The sequence below is a fragment of the Mesorhizobium sp. B2-8-9 genome (assembly GCF_006439475.1).
Taxonomy (GTDB): Bacteria; Pseudomonadota; Alphaproteobacteria; order Rhizobiales; family Rhizobiaceae; genus Mesorhizobium.
In genome coordinates this window covers 87,050-108,337 of the sequence record NZ_VFTQ01000012.1, presented here as the reverse complement: position 1 = coordinate 108,337, position 21,288 = coordinate 87,050, and the positions used below count along the sequence as shown (strand labels likewise).

General features: G+C 56.5%; 14 protein-coding genes. 9 read left to right on the top strand and 5 right to left on the bottom strand.

Annotated features, from left to right (window positions below; all coding sequences use genetic code 11):
• Window positions 1–84: 84 nt before the first annotated feature.
• The 3 genes from FJ423_RS16405 to FJ423_RS33575 all read right to left on the bottom strand — a co-directional run bounded on the left by FJ423_RS16405 (window position 85) and on the right by FJ423_RS33575 (window position 3,626).
• Window positions 85–1,194, bottom strand: coding sequence for an IS3 family transposase (locus FJ423_RS16405; protein WP_140843072.1), 1,110 nt, complete (start codon window positions 1,192–1,194; stop codon window positions 85–87).
• A 468-nt stretch (window positions 1,195–1,662) separates the two neighbouring features.
• Window positions 1,663–2,718 carry an alpha/beta hydrolase gene (locus tag FJ423_RS16400; RefSeq protein WP_181174810.1) on the bottom strand — a complete coding sequence of 352 codons (1,056 nt, stop codon included), beginning with the start codon at window positions 2,716–2,718 and terminating at the stop codon, window positions 1,663–1,665.
• Window positions 2,715–3,626: a hypothetical protein gene (locus tag FJ423_RS33575; protein WP_181174809.1), complete on the bottom strand. Its 912-nt coding sequence runs from the start codon at window positions 3,624–3,626 to the stop codon at window positions 2,715–2,717. The genes FJ423_RS16400 and FJ423_RS33575 overlap by 4 nt, the downstream gene beginning before the upstream one ends.
• Before the next feature lie 649 nt (window positions 3,627–4,275).
• On the opposite strand from FJ423_RS33575, the gene FJ423_RS16395 reads away from it, so the two are divergent.
• From FJ423_RS16395 to FJ423_RS16370, 6 genes are all read left to right on the top strand, one after another.
• A complete protein-coding gene (locus FJ423_RS16395; RefSeq protein ID WP_140843068.1) occupies window positions 4,276–5,592 on the top strand; it encodes a hypothetical protein in 1,317 nt (438 codons plus the stop codon).
• A 27-nt stretch (window positions 5,593–5,619) separates the two neighbouring features.
• Window positions 5,620–7,632: a hypothetical protein gene (locus tag FJ423_RS16390; RefSeq protein WP_140843066.1), complete on the top strand. Its 2,013-nt coding sequence runs from the start codon at window positions 5,620–5,622 to the stop codon at window positions 7,630–7,632.
• Between the two features lie 38 nt (window positions 7,633–7,670).
• A complete protein-coding gene (locus FJ423_RS16385) occupies window positions 7,671–9,299 on the top strand; it encodes a hypothetical protein (protein WP_140843064.1) in 1,629 nt (542 codons plus the stop codon).
• Between the two features lie 426 nt (window positions 9,300–9,725).
• The gene (locus FJ423_RS16380) at window positions 9,726–10,244 is read left to right on the top strand and encodes a hypothetical protein (protein ID WP_140843062.1); all 519 of its coding nucleotides are present in this window, start codon (window positions 9,726–9,728) and stop codon (window positions 10,242–10,244) included.
• A gap of 26 nt (window positions 10,245–10,270) precedes the next feature.
• Complete coding sequence (locus FJ423_RS16375; RefSeq protein ID WP_140843060.1) at window positions 10,271–10,690, top strand: hypothetical protein; 420 nt, start codon at window positions 10,271–10,273, stop codon at window positions 10,688–10,690.
• 944 nt (window positions 10,691–11,634) lie between these two features.
• Window positions 11,635–14,247, top strand: coding sequence for a lysophospholipase (locus tag FJ423_RS16370; RefSeq protein WP_140843058.1), 2,613 nt, complete (start codon window positions 11,635–11,637; stop codon window positions 14,245–14,247).
• Between the two features lie 449 nt (window positions 14,248–14,696).
• Here FJ423_RS16370 and FJ423_RS16365 read toward each other — a convergent pair whose 3' ends face one another.
• Complete coding sequence (locus FJ423_RS16365; RefSeq protein WP_246680175.1) at window positions 14,697–15,839, bottom strand: integrase arm-type DNA-binding domain-containing protein; 1,143 nt, start codon at window positions 15,837–15,839, stop codon at window positions 14,697–14,699.
• 108 nt (window positions 15,840–15,947) lie between these two features.
• On the opposite strand from FJ423_RS16365, the gene FJ423_RS16360 reads away from it, so the two are divergent.
• From FJ423_RS16360 to FJ423_RS16350, 3 genes are all read left to right on the top strand, one after another.
• The gene (locus FJ423_RS16360; protein WP_246680174.1) at window positions 15,948–16,271 is read left to right on the top strand and encodes a hypothetical protein; all 324 of its coding nucleotides are present in this window, start codon (window positions 15,948–15,950) and stop codon (window positions 16,269–16,271) included.
• A gap of 510 nt (window positions 16,272–16,781) precedes the next feature.
• Window positions 16,782–18,482, top strand: a complete 1,701-nt coding sequence (locus FJ423_RS16355; protein ID WP_140843056.1) for a caspase family protein — start codon at window positions 16,782–16,784, stop codon at window positions 18,480–18,482.
• Window positions 18,479–19,339 carry a hypothetical protein gene (locus tag FJ423_RS16350; RefSeq protein WP_140843054.1) on the top strand — a complete coding sequence of 287 codons (861 nt, stop codon included), beginning with the start codon at window positions 18,479–18,481 and terminating at the stop codon, window positions 19,337–19,339. Before FJ423_RS16355 ends, FJ423_RS16350 begins: the two co-directional genes overlap by 4 nt.
• Window positions 19,340–19,439: 100 nt before the next feature.
• On the opposite strand, the gene FJ423_RS16345 is transcribed toward FJ423_RS16350, so the two are convergent.
• Window positions 19,440–21,023 carry a hypothetical protein gene (locus FJ423_RS16345; protein WP_140843052.1) on the bottom strand — a complete coding sequence of 528 codons (1,584 nt, stop codon included), beginning with the start codon at window positions 21,021–21,023 and terminating at the stop codon, window positions 19,440–19,442.
• Between the last annotated feature and the right edge of the window lie 265 nt (window positions 21,024–21,288).

Here is a 21,288-nt window from a genome sequence, read left to right as displayed (position 1 = left end):
ACGCTTTCGCCCACGGCCGCAACCCCCTTCATGACGGTTTGCAGCACGCTATCATTGGTGACCTGCTCCCCGTTTTGTCCGCGCCTATAAGTTAGCCCTGTTCACGTTGTGGTCCGATTTGGACCGGGTTGCAAATTCGTTCGGTGTGAGCCCGTCGAGGCTCGTGTGGGGGCGGTTCACATTGTAGTCGATCCTCCATTCTTCGATGCTGTTGCGGGCGTGCCGATAGCTGGTGAAGAGGCGTTCGTTGAGACACTCATCGCGCAACCGACCATTGAAGCTTTCCACGAAGCCGTTCTGCGTGGGCTTGCCGGGCGCGATATAGTGCCATTCGACGTGCCGATCCTCCTGCCACGCCAGGATGGCATTCGAGGTCAGCTCGGTGCTATTGTCCGACACGATCATGCAGGGGTAGCCGCGATGCTCGGCGATGATGTCGAGTTCCCGGGCGACACGTTCGCCCGAGATCGAGTTGTCGACGACGGTCGCCAGGCACTCCCGGCTGAAGTCGTCGATGACGCACAGGATCCGGAAGCGGCGGCCGTCGGTCAGCGTGTCGGAGACGAAGTCGAGGCTCCAGCGCTGGTTGGGATCCTGCGGTATCGCCATCGGTGCTCTCGTGCCGAGCGCCCGCTTGCGGCCACCGCGTCTGCGCACCGTCAGCCGCTCTTCGCGATAGAGCCGGTAGAGCTTCTTCCAGTTCACCGCCTCGCCTTCGCGCTTCAGCAGTAGGTGCAGTCGGCGATAGCCGAAGCGTCGGCGCTCGGCGGCCAGTTCCCGCAGCCGCTTTCGCAAGCCCACGTCGTCCGGTCGGCTCGAGCGATACCGGTAAACCCGCGGCTCCATGCCGACGAGTCCGCAAGCACGACGCTGCGAATAGCCCTTGTTCTCGATCGCCCAGGTCACGGCGGTCCTCCTCGACCCAGGCGTCAGAAGTTTTTTCCGAGCATCTCGCAAGGTCGAGACGTCGAGCATGGCGTCGGCCAGCAGGCGCTTCAGCTTGCCGTTCTCCTCCTCGAGGCTCTTCAGCCGCTTCGCCTCCGATACGTCCATGCCGCCATACTTCGAGCGCCACTTGTAGAACGTCGCATCGCTCACACCGTATTTGCGGCAAAGCTCCGTCGCCGAAAGCCCCGCCTGGTGCTCCTTCAAAATGCCGATGATCTGTTCGTCGGAAAATCTCGATCGCTTCATTGCCCTGTCTCCTCACCCGGATGACAGGCTAACCTCAAAGCGAGGACATTTCAGGGGAGCAGGTCATTGGCAAAGAGCATCGGCAGGATATCGAATATGGCAGTCGTGCCTGTCGAAGGCGTGGGGTTGGTGACCTGTCCGAGCACCTGCAGGACCCTCTCCAGATCCAGATGGCTGACGACGACTTCAGGGTAATCGATTGGCAAATTGATCGAGAATTTTGAGCACGTCCGCGGGCGGTTGCTGGTGGACAGCCCAACTGTGCTGAAATTGACTTCGCAAGTTCAGCTATTTTCTAAAAATCGGCTGGTGCCGTAGTCGGACTAAGAGTCCGCATTCGCGCCAACAGCTGGCCGAGTGCGTCTGTCGGCGAGGATGGGTTGCTGCCAGTGCCATCTCGAAAATGACGAAACAGCCGCCAACGACGAGGAAGGGGTTACGCAAACTATCGTACCGGCCAGTGTCTGCTCACAGACTTCTTGTTTGTACGGCACGTTCGGGCGATCGGCGTGGCGCCGGAAGTGCTCTTTCTTGAGCCGCACCCGCCACCCGCTCCGGATGGAAATCGGCGAGGTCTCTGGCAACCGAAGCCGGGATGGTTGCACTCGTCCAATATTTGCCGTGCCCATGTCCTTCGTCCTCGGTGAGATCTCCTGTTAGGGGACCGGTTCGCCCAAGCGCCGACCTTTGGCCACTGAAAGGAATGCGAGGTTCGTCACTCTCGAATATCTGTCCGGCAGGAAAAGCCGCGGCTAGGACGAGATCCCTGGTGGAGCGGCGGACGCGAACCCTTTCCGCGAATTTGAGCGCAGCTTTGCGCTCACCTACTTCGCCAACCAGATAGTTGGGCACAGCCGGAGCCATGAGCACTACCAACTTAACCTGTATTGGCTTCGCAACGGCCGAATTGACTTCGTCTCTCTGATAACCTGGCGATCGTAGGTTATGCCGGAGATAGTGAAGCAACTCGATAGCGAGCCTACACCCCATGGAATGCGCAATGATATGCAAGGTAAGTACTGGGGCGGTGGTATCTCTGAAGTCGGGGCGCGCCAGTCCCTCGGCTTGGGCGAGTAGCTCGGCTTTTGCAAATGCAACTCTCTTTCGGTTATCAACGCTATCGGAAAGGCACTCCGCCAGCATCTCACCTACCTGTCTCGCCCGCTTAGGCTGAAACGGATAGCTGGCGACGCTGGTGAACCAGTACGACCATCCCTCCTCGCGCCTCGGTTTGCGTGCCCACGAGTCGCCGGGCCAAAAAACAGCCGTCGCCATCTCAACCCAAGGGTCACCCAATTTGTCGAGAAAACATTTGTAGGCATTGAAAGCCTGCTCCTCGGTTACCTTGTAGCCGTGCACCAATAAGATAAGTTCATCGCGTCGCAACAGGACGTCACTCGGTGTCAGCCTGGCGGATGGTGCGGGAGCGCCGCCGCGCGCCGAAGTCCGATAGGATATTCTGGGAAAGCGGTTGATTGACAAACTCCCCAGTGTCTCCCAGCGAGGGAAGTCCAGAATGCTCATCGCGCGATTCGCCGTGTAAGGAATGCCAAGGCGTCCGAGATAAAGAGTGAAAGTACGCCCCCCGACGCTCCGACCGAGAGAAATAACACCGAGTTTCTGAGTTCTAGTGCAGACATACCAAACATACCGATACATATGCCGATGCCGACGGAGAGAATACGATAGGGCCAGATCGCGCCAGCGAGCAGTGATAGCTGTAACTTGTCGAGTGCGCTCTCCGCGGTAGCAAGCAATACAGCCTGTGCGGCCTGGATAGAGGCAGATGTCGACCTCAATCTGTGCGTCTCCAATGCTCCAGCGTAGTCACTTCTCTCGGTGTCTTCGAATGTTGACATCTTCGCCGCGATGTCAGGGTGCTCGCGCGCTATGAAGTCAAAGAGCGCGGTGATCCCACGCGCATCAGAAGGAGCTCCGGAGGTCACCGCCATAAACAAGAGTGGATTACTTGAGGGTCGCGCAATAGCGCACTTGGCTTCAGCCTCAACGGCATGCATGAACAATTCGTCGCGTAGTTGGCTGGGGCCTGTCTTCAGCCCTATAAGTCGGTGATCTAAAAGGAGTCCAAACCCGAATATCCGAAAGAATGGGCGATAGCGAGCTCTCCCCTCGGCCTGCTCAACGGTGCGCTTATACGTACCCAGCACACTTTTTGCTGCGTTTTCTCCATTCATTTCATGGGATGTGGCGGCTTTTACCAGCCACTCGGGGACCGTGATTCTATCGTCGAAGAGTCGCCGGCTGGCCCATTGCCCGAGAGTCATGGATTGTACGAGGTAGCCCACAATGGGCCGCACCAAATAAACCATGCCCGAGGTGATGACCGCGATGCAAAGTGCCGATCCGATCCCAGCCAGATACAGACCGAGAAACGAATACATCGCGTTCACAGTTGCTGCACTGTCGGCCATTGCAATCCCCACCTCGCTTGAGAGCAATTTAGACTGCCCGTCCGAAGAATGCGATAGGTACACCGCTATATGGTGCCTCTCCCAAATGAGCAGATTTTCTACAAAGTCCGTCTCACGTTTGTATCCGAAGCTGGGCCACGACTTCGCCCGTGTGCCTACGTGGTGCTTACGCGAGCGATGCCCAATCTGAGAGTGCGTCATGGCTAAGGTCACCTGACGGGCCGTCGACGCCTTGACATTGCGATGGTTGGACGAGCGTTCTAGTGGCTTCACTCGCTCCAACTTCCTCCAAAACAAGCATCAAATGCCGGGAATAAGCTTCTACCAAGGCTAAGCGTCTGGCGGGCCGGTCACCGGGCAGCCCCCGCGGTGCTGCGACCGGAAACCTCGCTATCGAGTTTCTCGTGGCGCCAAAATGGAGTCCTGCCCGCCAGACTGGCGAAACGCGACTCGTCTCGAAAGAATAGGGCGAATTTGCAAAAAAGGAACTTGTCAATACGCGTACCTGCAGAGACGGATCTTGAAATCGAATAAATATCTTCTGTGCACAACTCCTGTTGATATAGTGGAAAAGCTTTTTTTGGCTACTAGGCTGACTGGCAGGCAAAATTCGTTTGTCCAGCATGATTGAGCTCCAAGTGAGGCAATCATGTTCTATCCGATATGCAATTCGATACGGCTCCTCCTTCGGATTTCGCCGCTGGCTTTAACACCTGTAACCGCATGGCGCCGCTTGCTTTTTATCGGCCTGCTTTGCACGGGTGGCGTAGGATGTATGCCTGAAGACGGTTTTCGCCATTATGCTGGTGCTATCGGCCCCGATCTCTATTCAAGGCAGACCATCGCCAACACCAGCCTGCTCAATGCTTACACCAGCAGCATCTGCGCTCAGGCGGGACTGGCGTCCGGCGGGCAATGCGTCATTCGGACGACAACTGACTGGAAGAATTTCGTCGATATGGGCCTATACGATATCGATCAACGCTGCGACTCGTTTCTAGATGGGCTTTACTACAAGGCTAAGACTTCTGATTCGATTCTCGCTCAGATTTCCGACACAGGTAGCTTTACCGCCAAGATCCTTGATGCAACTTCATCATCGACACCTTCCATAAAAATCGTAGCCGCGGCGTTTGGTCTTGCGGAGGATACTTTCCGCAACACCAACAAGACTTTACTGGAGGCGCTGGACGCGACTACGGTGAAGTCGTTGGTTTTCCGGCGGCAGCAGGACATCAAGGAGCAGATCTACAGCACGACGATCTGGAACAAGCCGCAAGCGCTGCACGCCTTGCGCACCTATCTGCGCGTGTGCATGCCGTTTGCGATCGAGATGGAAGCCAACGCGGTGCTGACGACGGCACAGCGAACGGATAGCCCCGGCGTGTCGCCGATCGTTTTCGCACAACAGCCCGCCGCGCCTCTTCCCGGCAACACGACGGTCATTGTGAAGCCGGATCGGCGGCGTCCAGTGGTGAAGTCATGGGCGAGCATCAATACCAGCGGCATCCCGATCGACCTCCCGACGGCCAAGGCCATTCAGAAAGCCCTTTGCTTCTCCGACACGCTGGCAAATGGCGAGTATGGCGCCCAGACTGAAGCTGCCTTGAAGCTCTTCAAAGTAGCCGTGGCAAGGCAATATCAGTTAAAGGGCTGGCGCAAGGTCACGGTGACGCTTGATCTCTCCGACATCGGCAAATTGCGTGAAAACCAGACCTGTGAACACGGTGCCAAGAACTACCTGGAACGGGCCTTGTTCGAGAACGAGGGTTTCCTGGGCTCGCTCAGGACTTTCCTGAAGTCGCAATACAAGGACGCCGTCAATGATCAATCGACGCTCGATCAATTGAGGGAACTTGTCCAGAAATACAAAGACAGCAACAGTATCGATTCCGGGCCTAATGGAATGTTCAAAAACCAAATAACGCCCGATTTCGTGGCAGCTGCAAAAATATACGACTTCTAGCTTCAACGGAATGAGAGGGGCTTGGGTGTGTATTACCAATTTCAAAAACCGACGGTTCTGAAACTCAACCCTGACCCAACCGCGGCGGACGGTGCGCTTGTCAATGCAGGGGAGATCGGTTTCGTCCTCGCCGAGAACGGTAACTGGGTTCAACTGACCGTTTATGACGCGTTGGTGGATCCGGGCACCGGCTGGGCCCGCAAGGTCGGCGACGACGGAGACGCTCGGCTGGTCGAGGTTGACGAGCCGCCGCGCATCGAGTTCGGAATATGGTCGTTCATCAAGGGCTGTGTGGACGCCGAATTCTGGATCAATGGCCAGGACAACAAAGGCCCATTCTTCGTGCTGGCGGACTATCTGATCGCCTGGGCGCTGATCGAGACCGGCAACCTTGCCGACACGAAGAACAAGCTCGGCAATATCGGCCCTAAGACCCCGCCTGGCGACGGAACCGGGCCGTTCCAGTTGACGGCGGCGGAATGGAACACCTTCCTGGACGACCCGCTTGGCGCGGACTACTCCGCCGCCAGTCGGGAACTCGGTCTCGACCAAATTGCTGGCGCCGCCTTCCTCGCCCGCAAGGCCATGTCGGACATTTCGGCCGCCATTACCGCGAACGACGCCGCAGCGGGGCTCCCCGACACACAAGGCTTGGCCGGCCCTTACATTCCCGCCTATATCGATGTCCTTCTCGCGCATATGTTCGGCGTCGAAATGGCAATCAAGTTCCGCACCTTGAAACTCGCCGGCCAGGGCGGCACCGCGGTCGATGCGGTGCTTACGGCACCGTCCGGACCATTCAGCACCGCTGACGTCAAAACCCTTCTCGACACGCGCAAGAATGTCCTGAGGGATTGGGATTCCGGTGTCGTCGAAACCGTCGACGGAGCGATCGTCAATGTCGAGAAGCTTCTGCAGGCGGCCTTTGCCAAGGCCTACGCCCTGATCAAGGATCAGGCGCCGGAAGACCTGCCGAATGCCGATGGCGCGGCGGCATGGATGCCGGTGGCCGAGGCCGAGCAAACAGCATGGGCGCCGCTGGGCGACGAGACCACGCCTGCCGCGCAGACGCGCATTCGAGGCTATTTCCAGGCGATCGGCCAGGAACGGGCCGCCGGGGCGGAGATACCGCCCTGGTGCGGCGCCTTTGCCGGCTTCTGCGTCAATCAGGCCAATCCGGCGCTGTTCAAAGCGATCACCGGCAACCCGCTGAGCTCGGGCAGTTGGCGATCCTTCGGCAACGAGAGTGTTCCGCTCGGCGATCCAAACCCGCCTAGGGGCGCTGTCGTCGTCATGTCGCCGGACAAGGGTTCGTCCAGCGCCAGTCATGTAGGCTTCTTCTCGCGCTATCTCGGCTCCGACAACCAGCAGGTCGAGTTGCTCGGCGGCAACCAGAGCGATCGCGTGACCTTGACCAAGTTCGACCGCGCCAAGATGCTCGCCATCCGTTGGCAGAGCGCGGAGAAAGTCGCGGATGACAATGCCGGCGACGTCGCGATCGGTGGCGCCGCCGCTGCCGGGCAGTTCGGTAGACTGCTCGATTTCATCGGCCAGTTCGAGAGCAGGAACAATTACGACGCCTATTTCGGCCATGCCGGCAACACCAACGATCCTGCCGTGGCAAGCAAGACCATAGGCGACATCCTGGTTTTCCAAAACCAGATTGTCGCCATCAACAAGACCTCGTCGGCCTGCGGCAAATACCAGATCGTGAGGGACACGCTGAAGGGGTTGATCAGCAATGGCGTCATCAAGAAAACCGACAAGTTCAGCCCTGAGAACCAGGACATGCTGGCCATCGCCCTGATGAAGGGAAGAGGGCTGGGCTCCTTTCTCGCCAAACCGCTGTCGGACGATCAGCTCAATCGGTTCATGCTGAACCTGGCCAAGGAATGGGCCTCCATGCCCGTGCCGCAAGACACCAGGGGCAGGTTCAGGAACGTCAAGGCAGGCCAGAGTTACTATGCCGGCGACAACATCAACAGCGCACTGACAACGGTTGCAAAGTTCAGGGAAGCAGTAAAGAGCATTCACGCCTGAAAAAGGGCCTTTGCAGACACCGGTTTGGGGGACGGGATATGCTTGAAGGATTGACGGGACTGAGAGACAAAATGACGTCGCGGTTTGCGGCTAAATGGTTGGCGATCGCCGGTAGCCTGCTATTGCTCGTGTGCCTCGGAAGAACTGCCTACCTGGAGCATATCGTTGCTCCCGACGCTACCAGCTGCGACGGCCATCTTCCTCCTGTGACGCAAACAAAGGATCAGGATGCGCTGATGACTGACGGTAATTTGCAGTTGCTGGCAGTCTGGCCAACGCAGGTAGCCATAAATCACCACGTCTGCATCGTTGTCGGCGGTGTCGTCCCTCAAGCCGCCGAGGTGAATCTGGCGGACGGAATCAACCGGGCGCGCAAGACGCGCGATAGTGCGCAAGCCAGTTACGAAGCCGCGAGCGGCTCGGCACGCGATACGGCGTGGAACACGCTGCAGGCAGCCGACGCGGCTCTGCAAAAGGCGCTCACCGCCGCAGCCGCCCAGCCGCAGCCAGTCGCGCTGTCGGTGTTCCTGAACGGCAAGACCGCTCCCGGCCTGACGGTTCAAGCCCGTGCCACATCCGGCCAGCAGCCTCTTCTGTTCTGGTTGAAAGTACCTAACGATGCAGGAGAAAGTGGCGCAACCTTCTGGCGCGAACTGCTGAGCGGCCAGCTGACGAGCGGGGACCAGAACCTTACCGATCAGGGGTCGGCAAAGGTCGGCCAGAAGGCCCTTGCGATCGGGCTGTCCAGAAGCGCGACCACGATGCCAGATACGACAAGCGCGACGATTACAGTTTTTTTCTACGATCTCATGACGCTGGCTGTCGGCACCCTTTCCCTTCTCTGCTTTGCCGTCAGCTTCTGCGGATTGGCCAGACAAACAACGATGCTGCGCGACAACAAGCGGACCCGAAACGACGCTCAGATTGCAGCTGACGCGTTGACGGCGGCGCAGACGGCGGATCAGGAGGCAAAAGCAAAGTTAGGGGCGGCGGTTGATGCGGCGACGACAGCAAAGACCAGCGCCGATGACGCAGAGAGTGCCGTCGCCAAGGCCGCTGACGATGCCGCGAAAGCCACCGCGACGGAGGCTGCGGCAAATGCGGCCGCTTCGTCCGGGCGCGCCCAAACGGCTGTAGTTGCCGCAACTACCGCTGCGAGCGATGCGGCAAACGCGTTGAAGGCGGCTCAGGCCATGGCAGTCGAGGCGGCGAAGACAGGGAATGTCGAACGGCCGGTTGGCCCTTACAGCCTCGCCCGCACGCAGATGGCCTTCTGGATGTTCCTGACGGTAACCGGTTTCATCTTCATTTGGCTGACCATGGGCATCTATCTCGGCCTGATCACCGGCGGCATTCTCGTGCTGCTGGGGATCAATGCGACATCCGGAATGGCAGCCATCAGCCTTAGCGACGGCAGCGACGAGACCAGTACCACTAACTCGTTCTTCCTGGATATTCTAAGCGATGGCAAAGGACCCGTGCTGCATCGCATCCAGGCGGTGGCGTGGACATGCATCCTGGGAATTCTGTTCCTATGGAACGTCGTCTGGAGCTTCACCTTCGTCAACTTCGACACCAATCTCCTACTGCTGGTCGGTGTTGCGCAGAGCATGTATGTCGGGTTCAAATGGAAGGAAGCGCCTGCGGCGCCGGCAGATCAGAAATGATCCATCGAAAGCGCCCAGGCAGGGGTGCGTTCACCCAGCCTGCGCGCTTCCGAATTAAAGTCTCGCCGTGCCCTTTTTTTGGGGTTCTTCTGCTCCAAGCATATCGAGTGCAAGCTGGCCAGCCTATCGTCAGCCTCTTTTCAGGGCCGCGATGGCACACACTTAGTCGCATTTGATACAACATCGCGTGAGAATGAACTCAGGTCGGAACTATTTGTTGCTCCGGGAGGCATGCTTGCCAAGTGCCAACGGCCCTGCTGAAAAGAAACCGCTGCGTATCTCCTCCGCAGAAGACAGGGCCAAAATTCCGAAGGTGGTGTTAGCCGTTCACGGAATACGCGATTTCGGAGAGTGGCGGGAAGAGGTGCGCAGGGAGCTGGAAAAGCAAGGTATCGTCCCTATTAAAGTGACCTATGGTACTTCGACTTGCTGCGCTTCCTTTTCCCATTCGCTTTGTTCCGACGCGCAGTGATTGCGAAAATGGCGCGACAAGTGCGTTCGGCCCAGCGGGCATTTCCAAATGCCCAATTCTCCTACATCGCCCATAGTTTTGGAAGATACGTCGTCGCCAACATGCTGCTAGATGACCCCTGGTTTCAGGCGGACCGAATAATCTTCTGCGGAAGTGTACTAAAATACGACTGGCCGCTGTCGCAGCTTCGTTCCAGCTATGAATCGCCACTGCTCAACGAAGTCGGGTCCAGCGATCTTTGGCCAAGCGTCGCTGCCTCGGTGACGTGGGGCTACGGTGCTGCCGGCTCGCTGGGATTCAACCAGCCGAACGTTTACGACCGCTGGCACAAGGGTGGGCACGGTTTATTTCTCACGGCCGCATTTGCTCGGCGGTTCTGGATCCCTTTCCTTCTTGACGGCACAGTCGTCGAAAGCGACAACACACCGGAGCGGCCAAGCTTCTCGTTCGGATGCTCCGGGTCGTGTCAATAAAGTATAGCTTAGCCGCGGTTGTCACAGTGGTGATGGCCTACTTGCAATCGCAACAGCCTTTCACGCCCTGCTATGAAAAATGGCTGAACAAGGACCAGTTTGACCAGTGCTTCCAGAAGGCAACCGGGGAACTGGCGAACGTGAACCTGGGACAACGAAAATATCCGGCAACCGTGCAGGGACAGCTTAGCTATCTCGGCCTAGGGAGTCCGGAATACAAAGCCCGTTGGGTCGCCCAGCCTATTAGATTCTCGGATTTCTGCTGGGACATGCGTACGGCACTATCACGGCCTGATTTCAATGCTTGGAATCGTCGTGCCGCGCTAGCTGAGTTCGACCTAATCTACATGCAGTCTTTCGTCGATCAGGATCGCATCGAGCAAGTTCAAGCTAGCTGGGCCTTTGTGGGAGAATGGCCAAAGGGAAAGGAATGCAAGATCGAGTAGTGGTGCTGGTGACGTACGCCTTTACGAACAAGTTCGACAGTTGGTGGCGGAACGAGCGAACCTTGAACGAGAAAGATGGATGTTCTGCGTTCTGCAGCATGATCTTCTCATTCGGGAATGTTCACTTCCGGCGCCGCATCGTAGGGCTAACTCGTCTCATAGCGCACGACGAACTGAACCCAAGACCTGCAGCCGCGGCGGGGGCAGGAACGAACGACGAGCGCCCCAGTCAATAGAGAAGGAAGTTGGCGGCGAAATAGCAGACCGCTGGCCGCTCTGTCGCAAAGCCCACAACTTGGCCTCGTGCGATTACTACGAGGAGTTGGTTTCTACAAGGCTGCCCATATCCGGGCGACCTGCTCCGCGAGAGAATCGGAAGGCGATACTGGAGGATCCGGATTTCTTCCACTTCACCCAACACCCAAGGTCCGAGTAATCCATGTTTCGGCTTCTTTTTGCAATGGCGTCTTAGGGGCCAATGAAGACCTTTTTTAAGCAGTATAGGATGGCATTCGGCAGCTGAAAGGCATTCGATTTGTTTCCGATCAAGCGGACCGCTTTGAGATTCCCATTCCAGGAGAAGCAGACCCAGCGGTTGCCTTGAGAGCATTGCGGCCGCTAGGACTTCCAATTCATGAGCTCCTCAAGAGTGAGCTTGCTCGGGAGCGCCAGCCAAGCAGTGCGCGCCGCTTTGTCTCGTTCTGCCGCGATTCGCCCGGCTTCGAGTATCCGGCGCGAGATCGCTTCTTGCTCCTGGCGGTGGCCCACCGCTCGGCGGATCGCCGGTGGTTTTCGGTGACTTAATGTACCCTGCGCAAGTTGTCAGCTGGCTCGACGATGTAGCTGTTGCAATTTGAAGTTGGTCAGAATTGCCGTTCGAGGATATATTAGCTGCCAAAATTTCCCGAGAATCCGCATGTGAAGTGGTGTGATAGGAGGGCTGCTTGAGTACGCACGCGAAAATTATCCTTGTCCATGGCACGTGGGGTCGGGGGTTTGATCCTGATAAGGATGCCGGAAGGAAGGGTAGAGCCGAACCCGTTAATCCTCGTTGGTTCGAACCAGGTTCAAGATTTTACGATGCGCTCAGCTTCAGCTTCTCGGCCAAGCAGACAGCCGACTTAAGCGCTTTTCTCTGGTCGGGTGCCAATTCGATTGATGAACGGTGGAGCGCTGCAGCGCGTCTCGCTCAGACGCTCGACAAAAGTGTTGCAGAGAACCCCGAAACGCCACATTTCGTCATTGCACATAGCCATGGCGGGAACGTCGCCTTAGATGCGCGACGCTCAATGCAGCGCAATGCGTCAAACGTCCACATTATTACTATGGCGACGCCGTTTCTGTCGTTTTACCGAAGTCCACCTAGCTTTCTCGATCAGATATTTGTTTTTTTCCTTTCGTTTAGCTTAATTGTTCTGCTATGCACCAAGTGGGTGCCATGGGCGATCAGCGCACCAATCTCGGTTTCTCTTTTATCTCTTCTTCCGGCTTTAGCATTTATTATTGCGCGAACCGGCGACTTTTCGATTTTACGCAACCCTGAAGGTAAACTCCACCTAGTTAGGGCCGCAGCAATAGCATCAATATTCGTTATATTTTCGGTGGCTTATATCGAAATATCATCTGATGGTAAGGCAATTTTTGTCGCATTATTCACCGTTATGTTACTATATCGTTTATTGCCAGTTATCGGTAAATTTTTATATGGAAATCGATGTCATATTTCCCTAAATCGGGAAATAGTCCCGAATTTGACTATCCTTAGGAGCAGCCGCGATGAGGCCAGCTTAGCACTATTCTTTGGAAAGATGTCGAGTCTTTTGGCACGCACCGCTGGATCAATAGCACTCGGAGTGCCAATCCTCGCGGTTGTGGCCGCGATATTGCTGGCCTCATTCGTTCTATTCGAAACTGCCTCGGAGTATCGCCACTATTTGGATTGCATTTCCAAAGGTATGATTTGCTTCGTTCCTGGCGAGTATTTTTTAGCTCTGATATTCGGCGCAGTATTAATAAGTTCAAAAGCTTTCGGCTACCTGGCAATCGGATTTATTATTTGTTCATTTTTGATATCGATGGCCGCCGCGTCAAAATCCTTCTTTGGAAGAGAGCTGCTATACGGTTCCTTGAATACGATCGTTGACGCCAGCGATACCCCTGACGGGCCGAAATTCTACAAGGTGAACCGGTTCGCACATCCCGAAGACAGCGGGGCCACCCTGCGTCATTTTCTTTACAACAATCCAAACGTGGTCAATGCAATCGTAACTCACATTAGCCGCGTCTGCGCAGGCGGCGTCAATTCACAAGCGATGCCCGCTGTTTCAGGGGCGTACCAAGGCTCACGCAATTCGATCTGGCAGACGGCCGCGGCATTTGCTGTCACCTCAAGCGTTTATACAATTCTCGTTATGGTGGCATATGCCCCGTCCGGAGCCGCATCAAGTTGGTGCGCGGTGCGTGCCCATTTTGAACAGCCGGGCCCAAAAGGCGGTTTCACCATACTTGTCGCGGGCTTGGAGAATGACGCCGAGGGTGTAGGTGAGCGGATCGCTAAAGCAGTGAGGGAACAGTCCGGCTTTCACGTCATCCGAACCTGCCTACAGGTGACAGCAAACAGCGAGGACGGATCATCTGTCGAAAGGCTTCTTTCGGACTACAATTCGGACCTCGTCATTGGGGGGCGGGTGGCAACGGCAGAGGCTATCCACTTGCAGATAGGCCAGCGTGGTCAGCAGCTCACCTCAGGTGGCTGGATCGTGCTGGTTCCGACTGCTATTTCGGAATTCGTCCCCAAGCAATTGCAGGACTATATTCTGCATGCGGTCGAGGACTCTGCGCGGGAGGTTTCGGGCTCTGAACCGCCTGCCAGTATCCTATCGTATGCCGATCAGCTCGATGTGTTTATGCAGAGAATCGACTGGAGTGAAAAAGGGCTGGAGCGAGACAAGATTGAAATGTATTCGGCTTCAGGCCGGGTACTGTTGGCCGCCGCCTTATCTTCAAATAATGGTCCGAAGGCAAAAAGGTCTATCGACTACTTCCTGAAAGCTTCTACACTCCTCAGCACCTATCGCGATTCGGCCGTAAAAAACGACTGGTCCGATGAATATAATTTATCGCTATTTACGGATGCAAGACTAAATAAGTCGGAAACGTCGGCAAAGAGTGCGTTTGCACTATATCTTAACAAGTATAAGGACGCAGTTGAAGCTAAGTATGTTTCAAATTACGATCTATATGTTCTTTCCAGCGCAGCCGCTTCTGCTGCGTCCGTATTATATTCGATCACCCTCGATCGTGAGGCTGCTAATTCAACGAATCGGCTGGCATGCGAGAGTTTGCTCCGTCTGCGCTATTGGCAGGAAGACCGGAAGGCAATTGAAAAGCGTGATAAGGCTCTGACAGAGAAGGGGCTGTCGCAAGGCCTACTTCCCGAGGCCCCGCCTCCTGAGCGGAGCGAAGGATACAAACTTCTCTTAGGGTCTGGCAAAGATCCAAATGCCATCTTTGCACAAGGAAAAGAAATGAAGCCAGAAGATTGCAAAGAGTTTTGAGCTCTGCACTCTACACCCTGAAATATGCCGCCGAGATGGTCGATTAGGACTGGTAGTTCTTGCGCAATTGCTCGCTTGTTCTCTGAGACGGTTGCCTGAGTGTCTACGACGATTATCCTCATCGGAAATAAATTAAGCTGAGCCGTCGTGGTCTTGCCGAATACGGCATCGAGAACCTTCGGTATGTCGTCGAAGAGCGCTGGGTGGCAGGCACCGCATCGCCCAACGACCTAGCCTTGGCAAGGTTACCATAAGCCGACCGCCACTAACCCTTCCCGGCCATCAGATGAGAGAGCAGGCGCCTACTTGGAAGTGCGAGCCAAAGACGTGGGGCAGACTTTGTATCTTTTTGTCGCGAGTGAGTCGCCTCGAGTATCCGGCGCGAGATCGCTTCTTGCTGCTGGCGCAGGTGATCGCTCAGCAGCTTGTAGCGCGTGATGTAGCCTGCATTAACACCCGGGATAGAGTGGTTCATAAGAAGATGGGACGTCGAGCTCGGTAACGCCCGCAGCTTGGGCGATGGTGCGGAAAGTCTGCCGAAGGTCATTGCCCCATTTCGATAGATCGTGGCGTTTTTCCTTGTGTTCGGCCATGTGACCGGTGCCACTGTCGGCCGGGAAGAGCCAGTCACGCGATTGATCTTCATAAAGGGCCCGACCGATGCGCATCACCCGCACTAGACAGCGGATCATGTCGTTCGAAAGCGGAATGTCGAACGCCTTGACCTCTCCACCCTTCGGCCTGGGTATGTGCAGGATTCGCGCGCGAAAATCGACCTGCTTGACCTGAGCCCTCCTGATCGCTTCAGGGCGATGGCCCGAAAGCAGCATGAACAGATGGAACTCTCGCCGGACAGGGTTCTTCAATGCAGCGAGCTCAGTGAACCATCCTTCCAGATCCGACAGCCCAAGCGCGGTGCTGCGCCGGTGTTCGGCATTCCAGTCAATCGCTGAGACCGGGTTATCCGCAGGCAAAGAGCGGGCGGCCTTGCGAGCATGGTTATAGACGGCGCGCAGCGTTCGCATGCAGCCATTGGCGATGTAGGCGCCGTTTTCCTTGGTCAGTTTCTCGTGCCGTGCCGTTACCAAGGCGGGATCATTGCCCAACTTGGAAAGGGGCTCGTCAAGCCAGTCGGCCAGTAAGCGCTCGACGTGATCACGGTAGTTGTTGATCGTCCCTTCACTCCGGCCCTTCTTCTTCATATGCCCGTCGCGGTAGCGTTCCCAGGCTATGCGCAGAGTGGGGTTCCCGATCGACGGCAGATCAACCACGACGGTATCGAGATCCGACTCTTGCCGCGATGGGCGAGGATCCACGCCGCTGGCGATCTTCCCGAGAATGTCCTTTGCCTTTGCCCGAGCCGCTCGCGTCGTGAGTTCTCCGACTTCAGCAACCTTCATTCGAACGGAAAGGCGCTTCCCTGCTGTCCTCCGCTCACCCTGGACGACGAATGTCTTTCGGCGTTTGCCGACAAGCACCATGAAGCCCGGAAGATCGGTGTCGCGAGCAAAATATTGACCTGACGTCGCCAGCTCAAGGCTCGCGACGGCATGGTAGTTAGCGGAAGTTTCTGCCGCGGCCCTTGAGATCAACCAGCCGGTCGTTCCTCGTACGCTCCATTCGGCTCTGACATCCGATCAGTGTCAAAATAGTGTTCACACTTACTCCTCGGCCTATTTTATGGCCGCTATGAGGACGCCGTGAAGATGCTGGAGCGCAAGACGCCCGATAACTACGGCAAAGGGGATTGGGTGGTGCGTAGCAGCTCGCTAGCGACACTGGGCCGAACCGATGAGGCGAATGCTTCGGTCAGGGAAACCCTCAAACGGTATCCGGACCTGACCGTCGAGGGCATGGTCAATGAATTCAGCTTGAGCAAGACGGAGCGCGGTCGTTTCATCGAGACAATGCCGCTCGCTGGCTTCCCGGCGTGCGCCAAGGCAGATGCGCTGGCAGAGCTCGCCAAACCTGTGCGGCTGCCGGAATGCGAGGCGGAGGAGGCGAAGCCTCTCGGGCAGCCATAAGACCGAAAAGGGGCCGATTGCGGTCTGGCAGCTTTCCGGCAGCAAGACCCAAACAGCGGACGTTCGGCTCAGAGCCGGGCGTGCTTTTTAGGGCGAACGCACCTTAGGGCAAGGTGGCGAACTGAGCGCCAACTGATCCGGATCCGACGAAGCACTTTTCGACACGACGTGGAGGCCTTCGGACGTCAGGAAGGTGGCGGAGGACACGGCGACCGGCCGGCGGCAACTTAGGTACGCGAGGTAAGCGCCCTTGCGATCGGCCTTCAAGCGGTCCGCCACGCCGGCATTCAGTGCGACGGGCCTTCCGAGCCCGCGATCCAAGAGCCGCGTTGCCGCGTCTATGACGATCCGCTAGTCTTCACTTAAAGGGTACTTCTTCAGCGCTGCGATGCAATCATCGGCGCATTTTGCGTAGGAGTGCGCCAATGTTGCGCCGCCCCGAATTCGGGAGCGCGACCATGTGTTATCCTTCGGGTGGCGGAAACAGTGTTCTGCCGGTAGGGGACAGCGATGGGAAACAATTATGCGCTGGTAATCGGCGTGCGAAAGAGCGGCCGGCTTCCATTGTTGGACGGAGCAATAGCTGACGCGCATGCATTCGCTGAATGGGCGTCAGCACCCTCAAAAAACTATAGCGTCAAGCTAGTGACAGACGAAAATGCTCCGGTTACTGTCGATAGGTTGAAGAATGAAATAAAAGGGATAATTAGTGACGATGTTGATCGGCTGCTTATTTTCTACTCTGGGCACGGATTTTGCAGTCAGGCGGGCGATTACTGGCTGCTTTCCGACTATGATCGCGATAGTGACGAAGCGGTCAATTTGTTCCAATCAATGCGCAACGCTAGGCGTCTGGGAATTGGCCAGATTGCCGTCTTTAGTGACGCCTGTCGCTCTTCTCTGAGGACGGGCGCGTCTGTTAGTGGTCGAGTGATATTCCCGATGCCCTCGCGCAGCGCGCGAACGACCGCGCCCTACGACGAGTTTTTGTCGACCGACATCGGCGACGAATCGCAAGAAATTCCGGGCGAGGACCCGGCTAAATCCTACGGTATCTTTTCTCAGTGCTTGTTGTCCGCCTTACGTGGCTTGGAACCGGATGCGGTAAAGGATCGCGCCGACAGGAAGGTTATCTCTTCCGTTGGATTGGCAGAGTGGCTTGAGAAGATCGTGCCGCTCCAGAGCGGGAAGATTCCGGGCGGCGTCGTTCAATATCCGGCGATTACGCCAAGTTGGCGTGAGCCGGATGATGAATATGCCGAACTCCAAACCGGCTTTTTTGGCAACAGGCCAGTCTTCACGGAAATATTCCGTCGATACTCGCGCAAAGGCGCACCTGAAGTTCAGCAAATAGAATCAGCTGCCGTAGCGCGCGTGGCGCAAGCGGAGGTTGAGCGGAAAAATCAGGTGATGGAACGCACTCAAGCGTTCTTAGCATCGCGCGGTCGGGAGAGTTTTGAGACGCACCAGGGACTCACCGTTGTCGGAAGCCGCGTCACCGATGTAGCGGCTGCTCCTGGCCTGCGGATTGATCTTTTCGAAGAGGCTGGGCTCTGGCACGTGCGGGGCTATGGAACCCCGCACTCCGTTGCGCTCCATTGCGAAAGTGGCCTCTGGATCGCGGGCACCTTGCTACCCGACTTCGTCGGCACTTTGGTAGTTGGCAATGAGGGTACCGAAAGTCTAAATTACGCACCGCCGCGAAGTTATCACGAAGAGAGAAATTGGAGCCTCCGAGGCGAGAAAATTGTGGCCGAATGGAACGCGCTCCTTGGTATAGGCCGCCGAGCTGCCCCCCGGGATTGGGAAGCATTTGCCGACGAAACACGCCAAACAAAAAGGATCAATCCGGCTTTGGGGGTGCTGGCGGCTTATGCCTATGAGCGTAGTGGCCTAATTGATCAGATTGCCAACGTCGGCTGGCACTTCATGAAGGACAATGGCTTTATCCCTTTCGACATTATTTCCCTGCTTACTGCCTATGGCGACGCAAAATCCCTGATCCATGAGCAAGGCCCCACGCCCGCCGAGATCGTTGTCGCCGGTGGTTTCCCCATGCTCACGCAGGGTTGGGCAATGCTCGATCCCGATAGCGGGGCTAAGCCCGAGCTTGTTCGTCTGCGGGCCGGGTTGACAGGAAGTGTCTGGACGACATTCAACGCCGAGGTCGGAAGACAATTCGCAGACATGGTCAAACGGGGGGTGATTTGAAAAAGCGTCTCGTCTTCGTCCACGGCATGCGCCAAGAGGGCAAACCCGCCGCAGAATTGCTTGCCGCATGGCGGGACTCGCTCTATTCGAGTTGGAGGCAGCTGGGGTTGGCAAGGCCGGACATCAAGCCCGAAATGCCATTCTACGGCGACACCCTCGATCGGTTGACACGCGACCTACGCACCCCGGGACAGGTGGTCGGGCGCGGCGATGCAGGCGCCGCCCTATCGCAACTCGAGGAGGCCATGATTCGTGAGTTCGCCGATGCTTATGGAATTCGTGATGTAGACATACGAGCCGAGCTTGGCACCGAGGTCGTTGCGAGGGGGCCGGCAAATTGGGAGTGGGTTCAGGCCATTGGGAGAGTTCTCGAGCAGCGCGTTCCCCTATTTCGAGAGATCGGACTTCCGCTAGTCGTTCAGGTCGATGCCTATCTAAACAGACCGCACATCAGGCAAGCCGTCGATGAAATCGTCGCCCCGCATTTTGAACCTGGACCAGCAGTGATCGTTAGCCACTCGTTGGGTACAATCGTCTCCTACTGTTTGCTCCGAAATTTAAACGCTTCTGATGTACCGCTGTTTGTGACGCTGGGTTCTCCTCTGGGCATCAATGCTGTCAAGGATTGCATTCGCCCGCCCAAGCTCGCGCTTCCAATCCGGGTTGGGCATTGGCTGAACGGCGTCGACGAACGCGACTTTGTGGCGCTGTACGCAAATCTTGATTCCTATACATTTTGCGACGGCATCGAGAACATCACGGACATCCACAATCGGAAAGAGGATGCGCACATGATCATCGACTATCTCGCGGACGAGCGGATCGCCCGTGCCATCCATAGCGGGCTCACGTCGTAGAAGTTAAGGCGCGCCACTACAATTCATTCTGCAAGATCGATTGACGGCGGCACCCGCGGCACAGTGCGGGCCTTGGCTCGCCAAGAGACCCGCTTCGTACCTAGTTGTCGACAGCGTGCCACACCAGTCCATCCATCATCTTAAGAAGTGATGCTTGGCGTTCGAAACCAGAAGGATGGCACTGAAGGCCAAGTTCGTCGCAAATGCTACTGAATAGCTTAGTTCCAAAGTCGCTTTCAACCCTAATCATAACAGAAGTATAGTTGTTGTCTGGATTGACGATACAGCCTAAATTAACGCTCTCGTTTAATCGAACGATAAAGAAATGAGTCGCAGGCAGACCTTCAAATTTTATGGCATGCTCGACTGCTTCTTTTGACAGATTGGTGAGATGGCAGATGAGGAAAGCGTTTTCAATCGCTTCGCGCGCCCTCGGTATCTCGCAGAAACGCTGAAAGCTCACTCGTTCCACAAATGATATGATGCGGGGAACCGTCGGGAAGCCCCGCAGTTGCTCCATTAGCGCCGGGGCAGAGACTAATCCGCCTATATCCGGTGGAAGGGTCGCCGCCTCCGCGTCCGTGAAATCAGCTGACGGCCACGGTTCATCGCCTCGCTCGGGAAGATAGGCCCCTATTCTTGCATAGACGAGACCCACATCAGGCACTGCAATCTCCAATAGAACTCCATGCTTCTGCAATGCCGCGCTCCTAAACCGATCATTGATCAGGCCATCCGCCAGCGGCTTGGGAGGATGCTCCTCCCGACCCTGTGCCGACCGCTGATTTCCGAATGCAATTCCAGGCAAGGGATCATGACCAGCATGATCAGCCATTATTGGAGGTGCCTCGAACCACTCAGGCCAAGCCTCGACAAGGCGCTGGACAAGGGGGGCGATATTTTCGTCTTCCCAAGCAATGGTGTCTGGAAATGACTGGCGCAATCTCTGAAAGATCATTCCTGGGGCTCGTTTCTTAGGCATTTCTGCAAACAGCCGACGGGCTTCTTCTACCAATGCAGGTAAGGCCTTAGCATCATCTATGGCACGCACAAGTCTCTCGAATCGATCATTGGGAGTGTCGCTAATCGCGGCCATGAAAGCTGACTCACTAGCAGTGTGCTCGCAAGCTCGACGAATGCAATCTGAGTTCATGGCTGCAAACGCGATCAAAACGACAAGCCACTTCCTTGCATTGTTGGATTCCTTGCCGCCGTCCAACTGAAGTGGCAGCCATGAGTTGATTCTGTCGAAAATTTCGCGGTAGGGAGGTTGACCGAGCCGCGCTGACGGAAGGTCCGCGATGAAGACTTCGAACTGGTCGGGCGCGTCGTCGGCGAGAGCAGCAAACTCGGCGTATAGAGCAGTCAGTTCTTGGACCGCCCATTGAGCCTGGTAGCAAGTAGTCATGGCGTAACGGCTAATGAGTCCCTTATCTGCTTGGCCCGACACCAATTGCGTCAAAACACCATATGTGGTGTTTATCATTAAATACTGATGCGCTAGTTCGTGGACGGCGACTGCGAACGGATATTTTGTTCCGGTCCAGACCGGGTCGTTCACCGTAGCAACGCCACCGGGTGCATAAAACCCGAGTTCCGAGAGCGCCGATCGGTTGAACGTATACAATTCGTCTTGCCCGGGCCCCTCCTGCTGCAGTCTTGGTAGAGAGAACGTCGATGGCATTTTCACCCCTCCGCGTCACGTCTAGCTCGGTGATCCTACGCTCAATATCCGCGCGGGTCCAAAGGCCACCGCTCCCTCCGAGCATCCGCTCAAACGCATCCCTCCGCAGCCGTTCTCTGCAAGCCTGACGTTGTGCCTCCGGGATTCGGAAATTTCTCGGAGCGCGCGGTCAATGCGGATCCCGACCCGCTCCTGGTCCATCGCGCTAAGGATGGCCACGCGGCCGCCAGTATTCGGGGGGAGTGCAATCGCGATACTTGGCGGC

Bases quoted from the DNA above. Each gene is read 5' to 3' on its own strand.
- FJ423_RS16355 (WP_140843056.1), top strand. From the start codon at position 16,782: ATGGGAAACAATTATGCGCTGGTAATCGGCGTGCGAAAGAGCGGCCGG.
- FJ423_RS16400 (WP_181174810.1), bottom strand. From the start codon at position 2,718: ATGAGCATTCTGGACTTCCCTCGCTGGGAGACACTGGGGAGTTTGTCA.
- FJ423_RS16405 (WP_140843072.1), bottom strand. From the start codon at position 1,194: ATGAAGCGATCGAGATTTTCCGACGAACAGATCATCGGCATTTTGAAG.
- FJ423_RS33575 (WP_181174809.1), bottom strand. From the start codon at position 3,626: ATGGCCGACAGTGCAGCAACTGTGAACGCGATGTATTCGTTTCTCGGT.
- FJ423_RS16395 (WP_140843068.1), top strand. From the start codon at position 4,276: ATGTTCTATCCGATATGCAATTCGATACGGCTCCTCCTTCGGATTTCG.
- FJ423_RS16385 (WP_140843064.1), top strand. From the start codon at position 7,671: ATGCTTGAAGGATTGACGGGACTGAGAGACAAAATGACGTCGCGGTTT.
- FJ423_RS16345 (WP_140843052.1), bottom strand. From the start codon at position 21,023: ATGCCATCGACGTTCTCTCTACCAAGACTGCAGCAGGAGGGGCCCGGG.